This window comes from Oceanobacillus sp. FSL K6-0127 (assembly GCF_037983385.1).
Classification (GTDB): Bacteria; Bacillota; Bacilli; order Bacillales; family Amphibacillaceae; genus Oceanobacillus; species Oceanobacillus profundus.
In genome coordinates this window covers 3,972,562-3,989,620 of record NZ_CP150287.1, presented here as the reverse complement: position 1 = coordinate 3,989,620, position 17,059 = coordinate 3,972,562, and the positions used below count along the sequence as shown (strand labels likewise).

Annotated in this window: 13 protein-coding genes; 6 read left to right on the top strand and 7 right to left on the bottom strand. The window is 38.1% G+C overall.

Annotation, left to right across the window (positions count from 1 at the left end):
- Positions 1-34: 34 nt before the first annotated feature.
- The 6 genes from MHH64_RS19500 to MHH64_RS19475 all read right to left on the bottom strand — a co-directional run bounded on the left by MHH64_RS19500 (position 35) and on the right by MHH64_RS19475 (position 7,651).
- On the bottom strand, positions 35-1,777 hold the full coding sequence (locus tag MHH64_RS19500) for a hydantoinase B/oxoprolinase family protein (protein WP_118890225.1): 1,743 nt from the start codon (positions 1,775-1,777) through the stop codon (positions 35-37).
- Positions 1,770-3,809, bottom strand: a complete 2,040-nt coding sequence (locus MHH64_RS19495; RefSeq protein ID WP_118890224.1) for a hydantoinase/oxoprolinase family protein — start codon at positions 3,807-3,809, stop codon at positions 1,770-1,772. The genes MHH64_RS19500 and MHH64_RS19495 overlap by 8 nt, the downstream gene beginning before the upstream one ends.
- 234 nt (positions 3,810-4,043) lie before the next feature.
- Positions 4,044-5,267 carry an NAD(P)/FAD-dependent oxidoreductase gene (locus tag MHH64_RS19490; RefSeq protein WP_118890223.1) on the bottom strand — a complete coding sequence of 408 codons (1,224 nt, stop codon included), beginning with the start codon at positions 5,265-5,267 and terminating at the stop codon, positions 4,044-4,046.
- On the bottom strand, positions 5,260-5,598 hold the full coding sequence (locus MHH64_RS19485) for a (2Fe-2S)-binding protein (RefSeq protein WP_118890222.1): 339 nt from the start codon (positions 5,596-5,598) through the stop codon (positions 5,260-5,262). The genes MHH64_RS19490 and MHH64_RS19485 overlap by 8 nt, the downstream gene beginning before the upstream one ends.
- Complete coding sequence (locus tag MHH64_RS19480; RefSeq protein WP_118890221.1) at positions 5,595-5,867, bottom strand: (2Fe-2S)-binding protein; 273 nt, start codon at positions 5,865-5,867, stop codon at positions 5,595-5,597. The genes MHH64_RS19485 and MHH64_RS19480 overlap by 4 nt, the downstream gene beginning before the upstream one ends.
- 71 nt (positions 5,868-5,938) lie before the next feature.
- The gene (locus tag MHH64_RS19475; protein WP_240033854.1) at positions 5,939-7,651 is read right to left on the bottom strand and encodes a sigma 54-interacting transcriptional regulator; all 1,713 of its coding nucleotides are present in this window, start codon (positions 7,649-7,651) and stop codon (positions 5,939-5,941) included.
- A gap of 159 nt (positions 7,652-7,810) precedes the next feature.
- Here MHH64_RS19475 and MHH64_RS19470 point away from each other — a divergent pair, with 159 nt between their 5' ends.
- From MHH64_RS19470 to MHH64_RS19445, 6 genes are all read left to right on the top strand, one after another.
- On the top strand, positions 7,811-8,992 hold the full coding sequence (locus MHH64_RS19470) for an FAD-dependent oxidoreductase (protein ID WP_340002259.1): 1,182 nt from the start codon (positions 7,811-7,813) through the stop codon (positions 8,990-8,992).
- On the top strand, positions 8,993-10,030 hold the full coding sequence (locus MHH64_RS19465; protein WP_303448744.1) for a proline racemase family protein: 1,038 nt from the start codon (positions 8,993-8,995) through the stop codon (positions 10,028-10,030).
- Positions 10,027-10,983, top strand: coding sequence for a proline racemase family protein (locus tag MHH64_RS19460; RefSeq protein ID WP_340002258.1), 957 nt, complete (start codon positions 10,027-10,029; stop codon positions 10,981-10,983). Before MHH64_RS19465 ends, MHH64_RS19460 begins: the two co-directional genes overlap by 4 nt.
- 28 nt (positions 10,984-11,011) lie before the next feature.
- A complete protein-coding gene (gene dapA / locus MHH64_RS19455; protein ID WP_340002257.1) occupies positions 11,012-11,905 on the top strand; it encodes a 4-hydroxy-tetrahydrodipicolinate synthase in 894 nt (297 codons plus the stop codon).
- Between the two features lie 22 nt (positions 11,906-11,927).
- A complete protein-coding gene (locus tag MHH64_RS19450) occupies positions 11,928-13,424 on the top strand; it encodes an aldehyde dehydrogenase family protein (RefSeq protein WP_340002256.1) in 1,497 nt (498 codons plus the stop codon).
- Positions 13,425-13,577: 153 nt separating this feature from the next.
- Positions 13,578-15,044, top strand: coding sequence for an alanine/glycine:cation symporter family protein (locus MHH64_RS19445; RefSeq protein WP_118890215.1), 1,467 nt, complete (start codon positions 13,578-13,580; stop codon positions 15,042-15,044).
- Between the two features lie 293 nt (positions 15,045-15,337).
- Here MHH64_RS19445 and MHH64_RS19440 read toward each other — a convergent pair whose 3' ends face one another.
- Complete coding sequence (locus tag MHH64_RS19440) at positions 15,338-16,528, bottom strand: endonuclease (protein ID WP_340002255.1); 1,191 nt, start codon at positions 16,526-16,528, stop codon at positions 15,338-15,340.
- Between the last annotated feature and the right edge of the window lie 531 nt (positions 16,529-17,059).

Below are 17,059 nucleotides of genomic sequence, written 5' to 3'. Positions count from 1 at the left end.
AACCCCCTCTTGAACCAGTATTGTATTCATTTAGTTATTTATTTCTATATTCTTTAGTTTTTTGTTGATTTACTTCTTGTAAATTGATATCTATTACGACACCATACTCAACCAAAGCTGTATCGATATCAATATATCCATCTAAGTAGTCTTCTAATACTAATTCTGGTAATCGTGTAAACGGATGACCAAATCCACCACCACCACCAGTTTCAACCCTCACAAAATCTCCTCTTTGAACTAGTTTTGAGTTAACTTTCAAAATCTGTTCTTGTCCTTGACTACTTTCAATAGTTACTTTTGGTGGATATCCTGTATTTCCTTCGAATATACCCCAAGCGGGATCTAGAGAACGTTCAAACCACAAAGATAGATTGGCAGATTCTGATCTAATTTCGTATTCTCTAATAACACCAAGACCTCCACGAGTTTTACCAGCACCACCGGAGTTTTTTCGGAGTCCATAAGAATTAACTTTAAGTGGATATTTTCCTTCTAACACTTCAACAGGTAGATTTTTAAAATCTCCATTAGAATTGTTGATTAAACCTGACTGGCCATCATTTTCGGAAAATGCTCCCCAACCGCCAGCAGTTGGCTCAACGTATAAGAAAGAAGATTTAGTTTTGTCGTCTTGACCTGCAACGGTAATAACCATAGAGTCCCCATAGTGTGCTGCTGCACTTTGTTCTTTTAAAACTGGAGATAATGCCTTAATTATTAGGTCGATTAGTAAACCGAGAGATGTGAAATACCAACCACAAGCAGCAGGTTCTTCGGCACTAAAAATCGTTCTTTTTGGAACAACAATGTCCATTGTTTTAAAGTTCCCACCAGTAACTGGTGAATTAGGTCCAATTAAATGTTTGAAAGCTACTCTGCATGCAGACACAGTCTGGGCCTGGCCACAGTTGGTCATTCCTTGGCGTTGTTCGCTAGATCCAGTTAAATCAATTTTTAAGTGCTCCCCTTTAATTGTTACTGTTACTTTAACAAGTACTGGCTCATCAGTAACCCCATCATTATCAAGATACCCTACTTCCTCATAAATACCGTCAGGAATACTTGAAATTTGTTCTTTATCTAAAAGCTCTGATTGCATAAAAATGTCTTTGATAGATCTGCGGAAAGTTTTAAGACCATGTTTATTGATAATATCATTTAAACGTTTTTCTCCAGTTCTGCAAGCAGCTATTTGTGCATTTAAGTCGCCCAATGCATCTTTTGTCATTCGGCTATTAATAGTGATTAGATTGATAATATCTTTTCTAGGTTCTCCACCATCGTATATTTTAGTCGGGGGGATTCTTACACCTTCTTGATAAATTTCGGTTGCATCCATTGGATAACCAGGATCTTTGGCACCTATATCCAACCAGTGTGCTCGTGTTGCAGAGAAACCAACTAGTTCTTTTTCAAAAAAGATTGGAGAGATAACTGTAATATCATTTAGATGTGAGCCAGCCAAATATGAATCATTCATAATATATATGTCACCAGGTTTGTAGTGTTTGTTCCCGCCGATGAATCTCGTTGTTTCTATAATACAGACATCTAGATTGCCTAGAAACATTGGAAGTCCTGATGATTGGCCAAGCAGTTCAGCATTTTCATTATAGATTCCGACACTACAATCCTTCATTTCATAAATGATAGGGGAGAAGGAGCTACGTGCAAGACTTTCATTCATTTCCTCAGCCGCTGAAATTAATGCATTCCGTATGATTTCGGTCGTAATAGGATTTTCTAAAAAAGTAGCTGACTTTGTATTAATCATTTTTATTCCTCCTGATAACTTCAAGATTTCCCATAGTTTCTACATGAACATGATAATTTTCTGGAACAACAATGGTAGATGTATTTGATTCAATAATGGTTGGACCATTAATAGTTTGGCCATAGGCTAAATCTTTTGTGGAGAAAACTGGTGTTTCAATCTCAATATTATTCCAAACGATATTTTTCCTTCTGATTGGTTCTGGATTTTCTACTGATTTGGTTTCAGAAAATACTTTCTCTTGAGTCTTTAAAATTCCAAAGCTGACAATTCTTAGGTTTACAACTTCCACATCGCCCTCTGGGTTATTGTGACCATACATTCTTAAGTGTGTATTATGAAATTGGTCTTTTAGATCTATTAAAGAATGAGTATTTAAACTTGATTGTAAAGGAACAGTGACAGTATATTCTTGGCCAACATAACGTAAGTCAGCTAATTTATTAAACTCAATATCTTCTTTTTTTATTTTCTGCTGTTTTAAAATTTCCTCTGCCTCTTGTTCCATATTTTGATAGATTTCATGCATTTTTGTTTGGTCCGTATTTTCTAATAGAGAAACAAAGGTTCGCACATCATCATGCCGAATATCAGTTTGTAACATTCCCCAGGCTGAAAAGGTACCAGCGAGAGTTGGAATAATAATTCGCTTAATACCCAGATTTTCAGCAATTAGCATGGAGTGCATCGGGCCTGCTCCACCAAAAGCTACAAGGGAAAAATCACGTGGGTCGATTCCCTTAGAGATAGTTAAAGTTCGTATTGCATCAGCCATTTTAGAATTAGCAATTTCACAGATACCTTCTGCAGTTTCGATAACTCTTAAACCTAGTTGGTGTGCTAGTTTTTCAATAGCTTTGTATGCTGCTTGCCAATCTAGTTTCATCTTTCCACCTAAAAAACCTTCAGCATCGATTCGGCCTAAAATTAAATTGGCGTCTGTTACAGTTGCATCCGTTCCACCATTTCCATAACAAGCAGGACCGGGAGTGGCACCAGCACTGTGTGGTCCTACACGTAATCCGCCTCCTTCAATCCAAGCAATGGATCCCCCGCCAGCGCCAATCGTATGCATATTAACCATTGCGGATAAAATAGGGAATTTTTCGATATTTGATTCGGAGGTTATGTCGGGTTCGCCGTTGATAACCATACTTACATCAAAGCTGGTTCCTCCCATATCTATACAAATTAGATTTTCTTTTTTGATGCTTTGTCCTAATTTTAGACTTCCCATGGTACCACCAACAGGACCTGATAATAAGGTTTGAATAGGTTTTACCTTGGCGATTTCCGATGTCATAACCCCACCATTAGACTGCATAATGTAAAGATCTTTATTTAACCCTCTATGGTCAATTTCTTCTTCAAATTCTGCTAAGTACTTTTCAACGATAGGGGCAATATAACCATTAATTATTGTTGTGCTAGTTCGCTCATATTCTCGCCATTCACGAACCATTTCATGGGATAGTGATACGGAGATACTTGGCAATTTTTCCTGAATAACTTTTTTCACTTGCTTTTCATGGTCTGGATTCTTATAAGAGTGTAAAAGACAAACAGATACGGAATCATAGCCATTATTTGAAATTTCATTTATAACCTCATTTAAATCGTCAATGTTTAAAGGGTTCTCTACATCTCCGTCCACTAAAACCCGTTCATCCACTTCAAAAATATGACGACGCTTGATTAAAGGAGTAGGTTGGCGATATTGAATATTGTAAATTTCGGATCGATTGGCACGTCCTATTTCGTATAAATCCCTAAATCCTTTTGTTACAAGTAAAGCCATTTTTGCACCTTTTCTCTCTAAAAATGCATTTAAGCCAGCAGTCGTCCCATGGACGAAAAAGTCAACTTCTTTAAAATCACCTACCATTCTTGTAATTCCGTTTAATACACCTTCTGATAAATTCTGTTGTGTTGTTGGTACCTTTTCTGTTCTATAGACTCCAGTATTATTATCAAATAACACTACGTCTGTGAAGGTTCCGCCGATATCTGCGGCTAATCGATATCTGGTCATTTAATTATGCCTCCCCTGATATTATTATTTAAATATAAATTAAACGCTTTCATAAATTGTACATGCAACAACTGTGCCAACTATAAAATTTGTTGTAAAGTCTATAGGTTTTTATATAAAGGGATTCCATTAGTAGCATTCTTTTTATAAATATTTTTACAAAAGTGTGTAGGCGTTTTAAAGAATTTTTACATAATGCCTGCTGATGGTTATTATTCTGCAAGTGTATAAAAATTAAAAAAACTGTACAGTATTATTTACCAAGTATTCCTCCCACTCCTCCTGAATCCTCCTTCTCCCACTATCCACCTCTGGATGAAATTGAATATAAGCATTCTTTCTCGTATCTGCTCCTTGTTGGACAGCATCTTTTAAATCTTCGTCTAACTGATGTTTCCCACTGCGTTTAGCGATTGATAACCCAGCAATTTTTCCTTGGGCAGCGGCAACTTTTGCTCCTTCTATACCTGTAATATTTCCTGCGACAAATAAACCTTCTACTGGTGTCATCATTTGTTCATTATGTAATGGTACATATCCACCGAGTTCCTCAATATAATGAAAAGGACATCCAGTTAGTGCTGCTAGTTCTGCTAAAGGATAAAGACCGCCAGCAATACAGACAAAGTCAACAGCGATGTTTTCTTCACTACCTTCGATAACCTCGCCTTTACTGCTAATCGAAGCGATGGTTACTCCTTCTACTTCCTGCTCTCCGTAAATTTCAATAACAGCTTTTTTTAGTTGAATGGGAATGTCCCACATTTTCACACCATTTCTAGGATAAAATGTAACACCTAATTCTTTCATGAAATTATTTTTCATTAATTTGCTTCCTAATTTTACAAAAGTAGAAGGGGCCATATGAGCAACGTGAAGTAATGAATCTAATACCTTCTTGGGATGTGCAGATTCATGCGTAATTTGATTGTTTTTCGGTAAGGCAAGACAAGCAATATCTACCCCAGCGAGTTTTAATTCCATGGCGATAGCGGACGATAGAACATTAATACCTATAATAAGTCCACGGTTCCCGGGTTTTACACGATGTACATTCGTCATTATCTGGGCTGCTCCAATAGACATAACACCAGGCAATGTCCAGCCGGGGATTGGTACTGGAGCCTCAGCAGCTCCGGTTGCTAGTAATAGATTAGTTGTTTGAAAGGTTTCTTTATCTGTGTAAACCACCCATAGACTATCTTTCTTTTCAATATTAAAGACAGGTGTTTCTAAATAGAATTGAACACCAAGATTTACTGCTTGTTGGAACAACTTTTTAGATTCATTAATTCCATTCCACCAAGAACCATCTGGCTGTTCATAAAGTTGACCTAGCAAACGACCGCCTGGTTTCATGTACTCATCGATAACACTTACTTCTAATCCCTTTTGAGCACATGTAATAGCTGCTGTTAATCCAGCAGGACCGGACCCAATAATAATGACATTATTCATCAGAAGACCTCCAATCCCTTACTGGTGTTGGCAGTTTGCCATGGCTTTCCACGATCATATTCCCTTTTAATGGGGTAAGGCATGCACGAACTCCTTGCTTGCCGTTTATACTTACTCTGCATTCAAAACAATGACCGATGTTACAATAGATTCCTCGTGATGAACCACTTTCTTCGTGATGGCGAAGGGTGCGAATTTCATTTGCTAACAGTGCAGCAGCTAAAGATTCGTCTTCATAGCCTGTATATTGTTTATCATTAAAGGTAAAGGTAACTGCTTTTTTCTTTTCTAGCTTTCCGAGTATTGGGTGGTCGGTGACGCGCAATGTCATTTTCCTTCTCCTCCTAAATCCACGAAATTAACAGGTCTAATTGGTGCTTGATATTTTAATGATATATTTTTCTTGCTTTGCTCACTTCCGACTTGCTTTGCAACTTGATCTACGATGCTCCGGCAGGTTCTCCCGCCACAGTAGCCCATTCCTGCGCGTGTTCTGAGCTTTAATTCTCTTGCCGAGCAGCTATAGGTTATTGCTGTATCTAATAATTCTTGATATGTTACTTCTTCACATCTGCAAATTATCATTTCACTTTCTCTCAATTGAATCACCTCATCTTTTTCTCAACGTTATTCATGCAATAATCGTGCCAACTTTTAAAAGAGACGGGCTTTCAATTTTTTATTCCAAGTTTATTTAAACGGTTATATAGGGTAGCTCTAGTGATTTGTAACTTTCTAGCAACGGCATTCTTGTTACCACTTTCATTATCGAGTTCATGTAAAAGTATTTTCCGTTCAACCTCTTGAAGTCGGTCAGCTAATGGACGAGAATCATTTTTGTAAATAGAGGTCATCGAATTGGTTTTAATTGCTAATCCATCAATTTCAAAAGGTAAATGCTCTAATTTAACCTGACCATCTTCCGAGAAAACAATTAAGCGCTCGATAACATTTTTTAGCTCCCTGATATTACCTTGCCATTCATGGTTTAACAGGGCCTGCATTACTTCCTGGGAAATTCCATAAATTGGCCGGTTATATTTAATGGATATCTCATATAAAAAGTAATGTGTTAATTCAATGATGTCTTCTGGTCGCTTGCGTAACGGTGGAATTTCAAGACTTACCACATTTAATCGATAATAAAGGTCTTCGCGAAATTTACCTTCCTCAACTAAATCCTTTAAGATACGATTCGTTGCAGCAATCACTCTAAAATCAACTGTTTTCTCTTTCGTTCCACCAACCGCATAGAATTTCTTTTCTTGGAGTAGCCGTAAGAGTTTTACTTGCATTTCTAAAGGCATTTCTCCAATTTCATCTAGAAATAAGGTTCCCCCTTGTGCTAGTTCGACCTTTCCTTTTTTTCCTTTATTGTCCGCTCCAGAGAAAGCCCCTTTTTCATAGCCAAACATTTCACTTTCAAATAGAGAGGAAGGAATGGCGCCACAGTTGATGGCAATAAAAGGAGCTTTATTGCCTTCGCGAATTGTATGAATTGCTTTGGCAAAAAGTTCCTTTCCTACTCCGCTTTCTCCATGAATTAATATGTTTGTAGACGTACTTGCTGCCTTCTCAGCCATGGAAGTTGTTTTCTTAAGGGTTTTACTGTTACCGCGAATAAGTTTAAATGGATCTGAGGGTATGAATCGATTTGTTTCTCTTTCAAGTTCAAATAGTTTTTCTGATGCATTGTTTAATTCATTATTTAATCGTATTTGGCTTGTTATATCTATCTCAGAGACGACCGCGCCAATTATTTGGTCTTCTAAATAAACAGGAGTGGAGTTGATTAACACGACAAGGTCTTCTCTTGCTTTATGCTGTTTGTGCTGAAGGGAATCGCCGTTTTTTAAGGTGTTTAGCAGCTCGAGCCGTTCAGGACTGAAGAAGTCTGTAATTGGCTTTCCAATGATATCTTTTTGTTTTACAGAAAACAGCTTCTCTGCCCCTTTTGTCCACACGAGTACATTCTGATTAGCATCAATAACAGTACATGACCCATCTATTGTTTCTAAAATAGCTTGATAATAAGCATTTAATTGTTTGTACTCTTTTCTAAGCAACTTAAATAAATCGAATGTACTGAGATATCCTATGTAGTTTTTCTTCTCTTTTAAGACAATGAATCGATGTTTTTCTAACAATATCATTGCTTCGTTTACATGTATATCTGCTGAAACCTCTTTGCATGGATAATAGTTTAAGTGGTCTGTATCGGGAATCAATTCAATTAAGTAGACATTTTCTTGGTTTTTAAAAAGGAGCTTTTTTGGTTTATTGGTTTGAAGTAAACTTCTAAGCTCTTTCTCATCATCTTTTCTATCTGTAATGGTAAAAAAATCTTGTTTCATAGCTAATTTAAATTCTTTTTCAAAATTCATTTGGTTAACCTCCTTGTGTATAAAAAGTTTTACAGGTTTATAAATAATTTTACATCAACATATTCAGAAAACAATGTATGTTATGAAAATAGAGTGAATATTGTTGGCATGCATTTTGCATATTAACTCGTAACAGCGTCTTGAAAGGAGGTATTAAAAATGGGAAATGCAAAGCATCGTGACATTGTAGTTATTGGTGGGGGAATTATCGGGGCAGCTATAGCCTATTATGGAGCAAAAGCAGGATTGGAGATAACGGTGTTAGAAAAGAATGAACTAGCTAGTGGAACATCTTCAAGGTGTGATGGAAACATTTTGGCTATAGACAAAGATCCAGGCTTTGATAGTCAAATGTCTTTAAAAAGTCAGCAACTGGTACATGAATTGAGTAAGGATCTAGAGCAACCATTTGAGTATCGTAACCCAGGGAGTATTTTGGTTTGTGAGAATGATGAAGAAATGGAAGCAGCACATAAGTGGGTGCAGCAACAAAAGGGTGCTGGATTGGATTTTCGAATGCTTGATCGGTCTGATTTAAAAAATGAATCAAAGTATTTTGCGGATGATTTATATGGTGGTTTGGAATGTAAGACTGATTCGACAGTAAATCCATATATGTTTACCTTTTCTATGTTTCATCGTGCTCAAGAACTTGGAGCAATGGTACATATAAGGACAGAAGTAACAAATGTAGCCAAAAATCCATCTGGCCAATTTGCTATTGAAACAACGAATGGCAAATTTACAGCGAACAAAGTGGTGAATGCATGTGGGGTATGGGCACCTTTTATTGGAGAAATGTTAGAAGTGACTATTCCCATTAAACCAAGAAAAGGACAGCTTATTGTAGCATCGAGACAGCAACCAATAGGATTGCGAAAGGTTATGGAATTTGGTTATCTTATCTCGAAATTTGGTGGAATAAGACAAGTGGATACCATAACGGAAAAGTATGGGGTTGCCCTAGTTTTTGAACCAACGGAAAGTCAAAATTTTCTCATTGGAAGTAGCCGGGAATTTTCAGGATTTAATACGAAGGTAAATCATGAAGTAACGAAGTATATTGCGAGAAGGGCTGTTCGCTTTTATCCGAAGATAGCGGATATGACAGTTATTCGGACCTACGCTGGTTTACGACCGTGGACAGAGGATCACCTGCCTATCGTTTCTCATGTAGAAGAAGTTCCTGGTTTTTATATTGCAGCAGGGCATGAAGGAGATGGAATTAGCTTGGCGGCTGTGACAGGAAAACTTATCGAAGAAATGTTATCAGAGAAACAAACCTGCATACCAGTTCAACCGCTTCGCCATGATCGATTTAAAGAAAGGGTGGTTCAATAGATGAAGTTTCAGCGTCTATTTTCAACAATTGATACACATACTGGTGGAAATCCAACACGGACCGTTATTAGTGGACTTCCACCGATTAAGGGAAATACGATGTCAGAAAAAATGCTTTATATGGATGAACATTACGATTGGATTCGAAAATTTTTAATGAATGAGCCTAGAGGACATGAGGTGATGTCAGGTGCTCTACTTGTAGAACCGTGCCACCCTGAGGCGGATTTCGGGGTCATTTACATCGAAACGGGCGGATATCTTCCAATGTGTGGTCATGATACTATTGGCTGCTGTACTGCGTTAATTGAGGCAGGGCTAGTTAAAGTTTCTGAACCATATACCTATCTTAAATTAGATACTCCAGCTGGCTTAATTAAAGTCACCATTAAAGTGACTAACGGCAAAGCGGAAGAAGTAACCTTTTCCAATGTTCCTTCCTTTCTATTAAAAACCATCAAAATAGATGTAGAAGGAATTGGAGAAGTAGAATGTGATATTGCTTATGGGGGCAATTTTTATGGCATTATTGATGCTAGAAAACTAGGGATTGAATTGATAAAAGCAAATGCATCCACGATTATAGAAAAAGCTACTACCATTCGCAATACAATTAATGCTGCAGAGGAGATTGTGCATCCAGAATTTCCATTTATTCAAGGATTAACACATATTGAATTTTACACAGATCCAGTTCATCCAGAAGCAGATTTGAAGAACACTGTAGTCGTCCCGCCGGGAGGGATTGATCGCTCTCCATGTGGAACGGGTACTTCTGCAAAACTAGCAGTTATGTATAGTAAAAATGAAATAAAAGAAAATGAATTGTTTGTGCATGAGAGTATTGTTGGTTCTTTATTTAAAGCGAGAATTTTAAACACAACTACTGTCAAGAATGTAGGAGCTGTTATTCCAGAGGTAACGGGGGCAGCCTGGTTAATGGGTATGCATCGGTTCTTTTATAATGAAGAAGATCCACTGCAAGAAGGGTTTTTACTCATTCCTCCAATGGAACATGAAATGGAGGATATAACATGAAGATTAAAACGACTTACACAACAACCGATGTGCATGTAGCAGGCGAAGCTTACCGAATTATGAAGGAGGCACCATTGGGTTATTATCAAAGTTTGCAGGAGGTGAATGAGCAGTTTCCAATTATCTATGAGCAAGAAATGAAACTACTTTTAAATGAGCCACGAGGATTCGCTGGGCTGAATGGCTGTTTGGTCGTTCCACCTTTTAAAAGTGGTGTGGATGCAGCTGTTGTCTTTTTCAATCATACTGGAACTGTTCCAATGCAATATGGCGGAATTGTTGCTGTCATAACTGCATTGCTGGAGTCCGGTCAGTTAAAAGCAAAACCTTCAGCTGAATATAACATTGAAACCGTAAGCGGTGTTGTTACGGTTTGGGCTACTATAAAAGACGATGAAGTGAAAGTTGTTTCATTAAAGAGCGGGCCATGTAAGGTTGTAAAAAACCATGTTCCAATCTCTTATTTAGATTTACAGACAGAGGTTACTTTTGTTCAAGCCGACCATCTCTATGCGATTTTTGATAAAGTGGGGCTGCCTTTTGATATGGAGATAGAGAACCTTCCTGAAATTAACCAATGGGGGAAAAAGGTAATCGAAGCCTTAGGAGAGGAAAGCCATGATTTTAACCGAATCATTTTACTGGATCATTCACAATTAAGTAGTGGAAGAATCAAAACAGTAACATTCCGTCCGGATCGTTATATTGTACGCTCTCCAGGATTTGGTACTCTAGCTGCGTGTGGTAGTTACTTATTAGAAAATGGCGATATATACTCAGGTAGGCAAATTGAAAATGAAGGTATATTTAATGCAAGACTGGCAGGAGAACTTTTTAAAAAAAATGAATGCGATTACAGTTTTAGTTTTTCAGCCCGCGGATTTATTACAGGTATACAGACATATGTTTTAGATCCGACAGATCCATTATCTGAAGGGTTTTTATTAAAATAAGAAATTAATTAAACAGGAGGAAAATAGAATGACTACAATCAGAGGGGCATATCCAGTATTAATTACGCCAATGACACAGGAACAGAAAATCGATTGGGATGGTGTAAAGAATAATGTTCATTACTTCGTGGACCAAGGTGTAGCAGGTATCGTCATCAACGGAAGTACGGGTGAATTTGTCAGTCTATCAAAAGAAGAGAAATTCCAAATGGTAGCAACTGTTATGGAGGAAGTAGGTGGCCGTATTCCTGTTATTGTTGGTACTGCTGCTGAAACAACAAAAGAAACAATTGAATATACAAAGCAGGCTGAAGCTCATGAAGCTGCTGGTGCGCTAATCATTCCACCTTACTATATGAAACCAAAGGAAAATGAAATGTACCATCATTTTAAAGAAGTATCTCGTGTTACAAATCTACCAATTATGCTTTATAACAACCCATTTACTTCTGGTGTGAATATGAGTACAGATTTAATGCTACAGATTGGTAAGGAGTGTGAAAATGTCCGTCTTATTAAGGAATCAAGCGGTGAAATTGACAAGGTAAGAGATCTTGCACGAAAAGGCAAGGGGGATTTTGAAGTATTCTGCGGCGCTGAAGAACTTGTGATGGAGTCTTACTTCGTTGGAGCAACTGGATGGATTTCTGTTGCAGGTAATATCGTGCCAAAGCTTGTTACAGACATGTATAACCATTTCCAAAAAGGTGAGTTGGAAGAAGCATGGGCAATCAATGATCGAATTTTACCGCTTTGTACGTTCCTTGAAGGATCAGGAAAGTATGTGCAAATCGTGAAGAGAGCGATGGAATTAACCGGTAATGCTGGCGGTCCTGCAAGATTCCCTCGTTTAGGTCTATCTCCAGAGGAAGATGAGAAGCTAAAGGAATTACTGGCAAGTTTAGAAACCGTAAATAACTAAAAATTAGTGAAGGAGCGAGAACATGCAAGCGACAAACTATAATTTGAAACCGAAAGTACAAGAATTTTTGAAAGGAATCAAAGGATTATATATCAATGGGGAGTATGTACCAGCGATTAGTGGTAAAACGTTTTCTGTTGTTAATCCTGCTAATGAAGAGGTCATCACAGAAGTAAGTGAAGCGCAGGAGGAAGATATTAACGTGGCCGTAGCTGCAGCAAGAAAAGCATTTGATGAAGGCGAATGGACAAAAATGGAGGCAGCTGAACGCTCCCATCTAATCTATAAGTTTGCGGATCTTTTAGAAGAAAATAGAGAAGAACTTGCACAGCTGGAATCATTGGATAACGGAAAGCCCTACATGATTGCTTTGGAAGATGATATTGATGGAACGATTCAGCATTTTAGATATTATGCTGGATGGGCAACGAAGATATTTGGCAAAACCACTCAAATTTCCAAGGATTATGTAACCTATACGGTACACGAACCCGTTGGAGTGGTAGGTCAAATTATTCCTTGGAATTTCCCGCTTGCCATGGCAGGTTGGAAGCTCGGGTCTGCACTTGCTGTTGGCTGTACGGTTGTTATTAAGCCAGCAACTGAAACACCGTTATCTCTTCTCTATGTAGCACAGCTGTTTAAAAAAGCTGGATTTCCAGTTGGAGTTGTGAATATTGTTCCTGGAACAGGAAGTATAGCGGGGGAAGCAATCATTACGCATAAAGACGTGGACAAGGTAGCATTCACTGGTTCAACAGCTGTCGGAAAAGAAGTCATGAAAAAAGCTGCAGACCAAATTAAAGGTATTACGCTCGAACTTGGCGGAAAATCGCCAGCGATTATTTTAGATGATGCCAATCTTGAGGAAGCAATTGAAGGGGCATTTAACGGAACGATGTACAATCATGGGCAAAACTGCAGTGCTTGTACGCGTGTATTTGTACAGCGAAATATTTATGACCGTGTTGTGGAAGCATTTGCAGAGCGGGCAAAAGCACTGAAGCTAGGTGATGGAATGAACCCTGGAACGGAAATGGGTCCACTTGTTTCAGCTAAACAGCATCAAACGGTTCTTAACTATATTGAAGAAGGTAAGAATGAAGGGGCACTTCTTGTCGCAGGCGGTGAGAAGGCATTTGAAAAAGGATACTTTGTACAGCCAACTATTTTCGCTGATGTAGAAGATGATATGGTAATTGCCCGTGAAGAGATCTTTGGCCCGGTCATGTCCATTTTCGTATTTGATTCGATTGAAGAAGTTATTAAGCGAGCTAATGATAGTGACTACGGCTTAGCAGCAAGTGTTTGGACAGAAAACATTAAAAAGGCTCATTATATTTCTGGGAAGCTTCAATCAGGTACTGTTTGGATTAATGATTTTGGTCTTGAATGGGAAACAATGCCTTTTGGCGGCTACAAACAATCAGGAATTGGCAGAGAAATGGGTGGAGAGTATGGGTTACAAAACTATACGGAAGTTAAAAGTGTATTTGTTAACATCAAGCAGAATAACTAGAATTCTAGAATAATAACCGGATACAGTTCGTATGGAGGCGGTGGAGTGGGGCTGTTTCATAGTTTCATACCACCTCCTCTCTTTTTATATGAAAATGATTAATATTTTGCAAGATATAAAGAGAGAAACTATTTAATTGTGAGGAGGGATAAGATGGAGGAGTTGGTGAGTAAAGCTTCGGGTATGGTTTGGAGTCTTGGTTTGGTGGCGTTTGCACTTGGTGCAGGATTGTTTTTTTCCATTTTGACGCGTTTTGTACAAGTTAGATATTTCAAGGAAATGATTAAGCTTCTTTTTGAAAAAGGTAACTCCGAATCGGGTGTGACCTCTTTTCAGGCGTTTTCTATGGCGTTAGCCGGCCGGGTCGGTATTGGAAATATTGCCGGGGTCGCCACTGCGATTGCATTTGGTGGTCCGGGAGCAGTTTTTTGGATGTGGGTCATGGCTTTATTAGGAGGCGCAAGTGCTGTTATCGAATCCACTCTTGCTCAGGTTTATAAAGTAAAAGATGGTAATCAATACCGAGGAGGAACCCCTTATTTTATTGAAAAAGGATTAAATATGAAGTGGTTCGGGGTGCTTGTTGCCATTGTTGTTACCCTGTGTTACGGAATTTTAGTTCCTGGTATTCAGGCCAACACAATTGCTGTTGGATTCGAAAACACAATTGGTCTTAATAAAAGCATTACTGGCATTGTTCTTGTTGCATTACTTGCCATCATTATTTTTGGCGGTGTTAAGCGAATTGCTACTGTTTCGGAAAAAGTTGTTCCTTTCATGGCTTTAGGGTATGTAATTATCACTTTCATTCTTTTATTTGCAAATGCGACAGAAATTCCAGCGATGCTTTGGTTGATTATTTCAAGTGCATTTGGAGCGAATGAAATGTTTGGCGGAATTATCGGTGCAGCTATTGCATGGGGCGTTAAAAGAGCAGTATTCTCTAACGTTGCTGGTGTAGGGGAAGGAACCTATAGTTCAGCCGCAGCGAATGTATCCCATCCAGCTAAACAAGGCCTTGTTCAAGGATTTTCCGTCTATATTGATACCATCATAGTTTGTACAGCTACTGCGCTTATGATTCTAATCACTGGTATGTACAGCGTTACACCAGAAGGGCAGCAGCCAATTGTAGAGAATATCTCAGGTGTTGAGGCCGGACCAATGTGGACACAGGCGGCTGTTGAAAGTGTTATCCCTGGATTTGGCGGTTTGTTTATTGCGATTGCTATCTTCTTCTTTGCCTTTACAACACTGATGGCTTACTACTATATTTCTGAAACAACTCTCATTTACCTTGGTAGAAAGAGAAATCTAAAAGGGTTAAAGTTAGGCCTAATGATTATTTTCTTAGGAATGATTTACTTTGGAAGTGTTAAAAATGCATCCCTGTTATGGGCACTTGGCGACTTAGGCTTCGGTAGCATGGCCTGGCTTAACTTAGTGGCTATTTTATTTCTAACTAAGACGGCTTTAAAAGTATTTAAAGATTATGAAATACAGAAGAAGGCAGGAATTGACCCAGTCTTTGATCCAATTAAACTTGGTATTAAAGGTGCTGATTTCTGGGAAAAGAAAGTGAAAGAGAGCAATTCAAAAGGTAAGAAGGAAGTTGGGTAAGTAGTTGGAAACAGAGGAGACGATACATTTTTAAGGAAAAAACTTAAAGGATCTAGGAGAAACCCCAGAATAAATTATAATAGTAAGCGTAGTATCATTCATTAGTTTTTGGTGAAGATACCACGCTTTTTTTATTAAATATCAATGTGGACATAAAGTTATGATATTGATTTATTTAAAACACGACATTCTTTTAGCTCTATTTTAGATGTATCTTTCCATCTACCTAGTATAAGGACACCTAACTTAGCTGAAAAGTCAACGCAATGCAACGGTTTATCTTCCAATTATTTCTATTCCCAAATTTCCGCTACCCATTCCGGGTGATCAATAAACGGGTTACGATTATGCTGATAATCGTTGTAGATAATCTCGTTTCTTCTTCTTTCCAAATCATCAACCGGGTCTTCCTCATGCCACTCCAGCAATACAGATAGCTTGCCGTGGTATGGTGCAGAACCATTATTGACCTGATTATTTAATTCTAAATCTGGTTCACCGCTATCACCTTCATAACGTACATCCATATAAAAAATCATTCGTGCTACATCACCTTTTACACTATCCCTTGGTTCCCAGGAATCGGAGTCATAATAGTTTCCAGCTGCCTCTGTATGCTCACTGCCGCCTTCATCAAAGTCGAGGTTGCTTCTGGAGCTGTTTACGGAAGCATCTGTTGGTCTTAAATGATGAAGGTCAGTGCCAGGCCCCATCGATGTACCGAAATCTCCATGAGATTTTGCCCAAACATGTTCGCGATTCCAGTCATCGGCATTTCCGCCATTTTCATTTTTTCCTTGTGAACGTCCAGTATAAAGAAGGATTACATTATTCGAGTTACTTGGATCTTCATCTGTTTCACGCAGTGCTTCCCAAACATTGGAATAGGAGATTTCTGTATGATCATCAATGATGTCGTGCAGAGCAGATTTTAATTGTTCTCCTGATTTACCATTCGTAGCATCATAATAGTCGCCCGGGCTTGGAGTTTCAGGCTCTGGATCTGGGTTTGTTTCTGGTGGCTGTGTACCGTCCTCGTGCTGTTCAAAAGCAGTTCCGTTCTTTATTCCAGCATGAGAAAAGTAGTTTGTTAGTGTACCAGTTACTTTGATTTTCTCTCCTAATAAGGAAGGATTGGATTGCAGTCCAAATGAAGTTCGGAATGAAGATGGTATTTGAACATAAATCATTTCCTCTATGTTCGTTGCAGAAGGACTATCAGCTAATGCAAAAGCATAATTATTAGGGAAATTAAACTTGATGACTGAAGTTGTGGAGACTGGTTGACCAACAATGTATCCCTCAACCGTTTTAGTCGAGTTATCTTGATTGGCCATAGCTTGTGTGACTGTATATGGGGACGAGACTGATCCGTCACCTGTGTTTGCATTCACGAAAGTATTTGTTACCGGTTTGATAAAGAGTAGTACAGATGCAAGCAATAAGACAGCAGCTATCAATATTCTCTTTTGATTACGTTGCAATTGATTCTCCTCCTTTTGGTTGGTTCAACTGTATTATATAACACAGTTATAAAGTTAGCTTTACTCAAGTATAAAGTTGTTGTAACAAAAAACATGAGATAGGTCGTAGTCAAAAATATGGGTTTAGTAGTTTCATTGCTACAAACAACTGTATAAAACCTAGTAAATAAAATGCTGTTCCTTGCTCTTTTTTTATCATTTAATTAATGAAATGAACCAAATACGAAGAAGTGAAATTGGCGTACAGGATTACTTCTAGTTTTTATCAAATGAAAAATGATTGATATCTGAAACTTACTATTTATTTGTTTCTCTTTATTGTTGGGCATATAGAATCACTACTAAAATCGTGCTTTATCTTACAATTCTTTATCTTTTGATTAACGTTTAGTTAATAGTAAATGTCTAAAATTACAGAGGAATACGAAAATAGTTCTGTGCAAAAAGTCTGGTACAAAGCGAAAGCGATTACTTCAATTTGAATTGAAAGTTAGTTTATTCTCGAAGGATGTGATGCTTATAGGAATTACA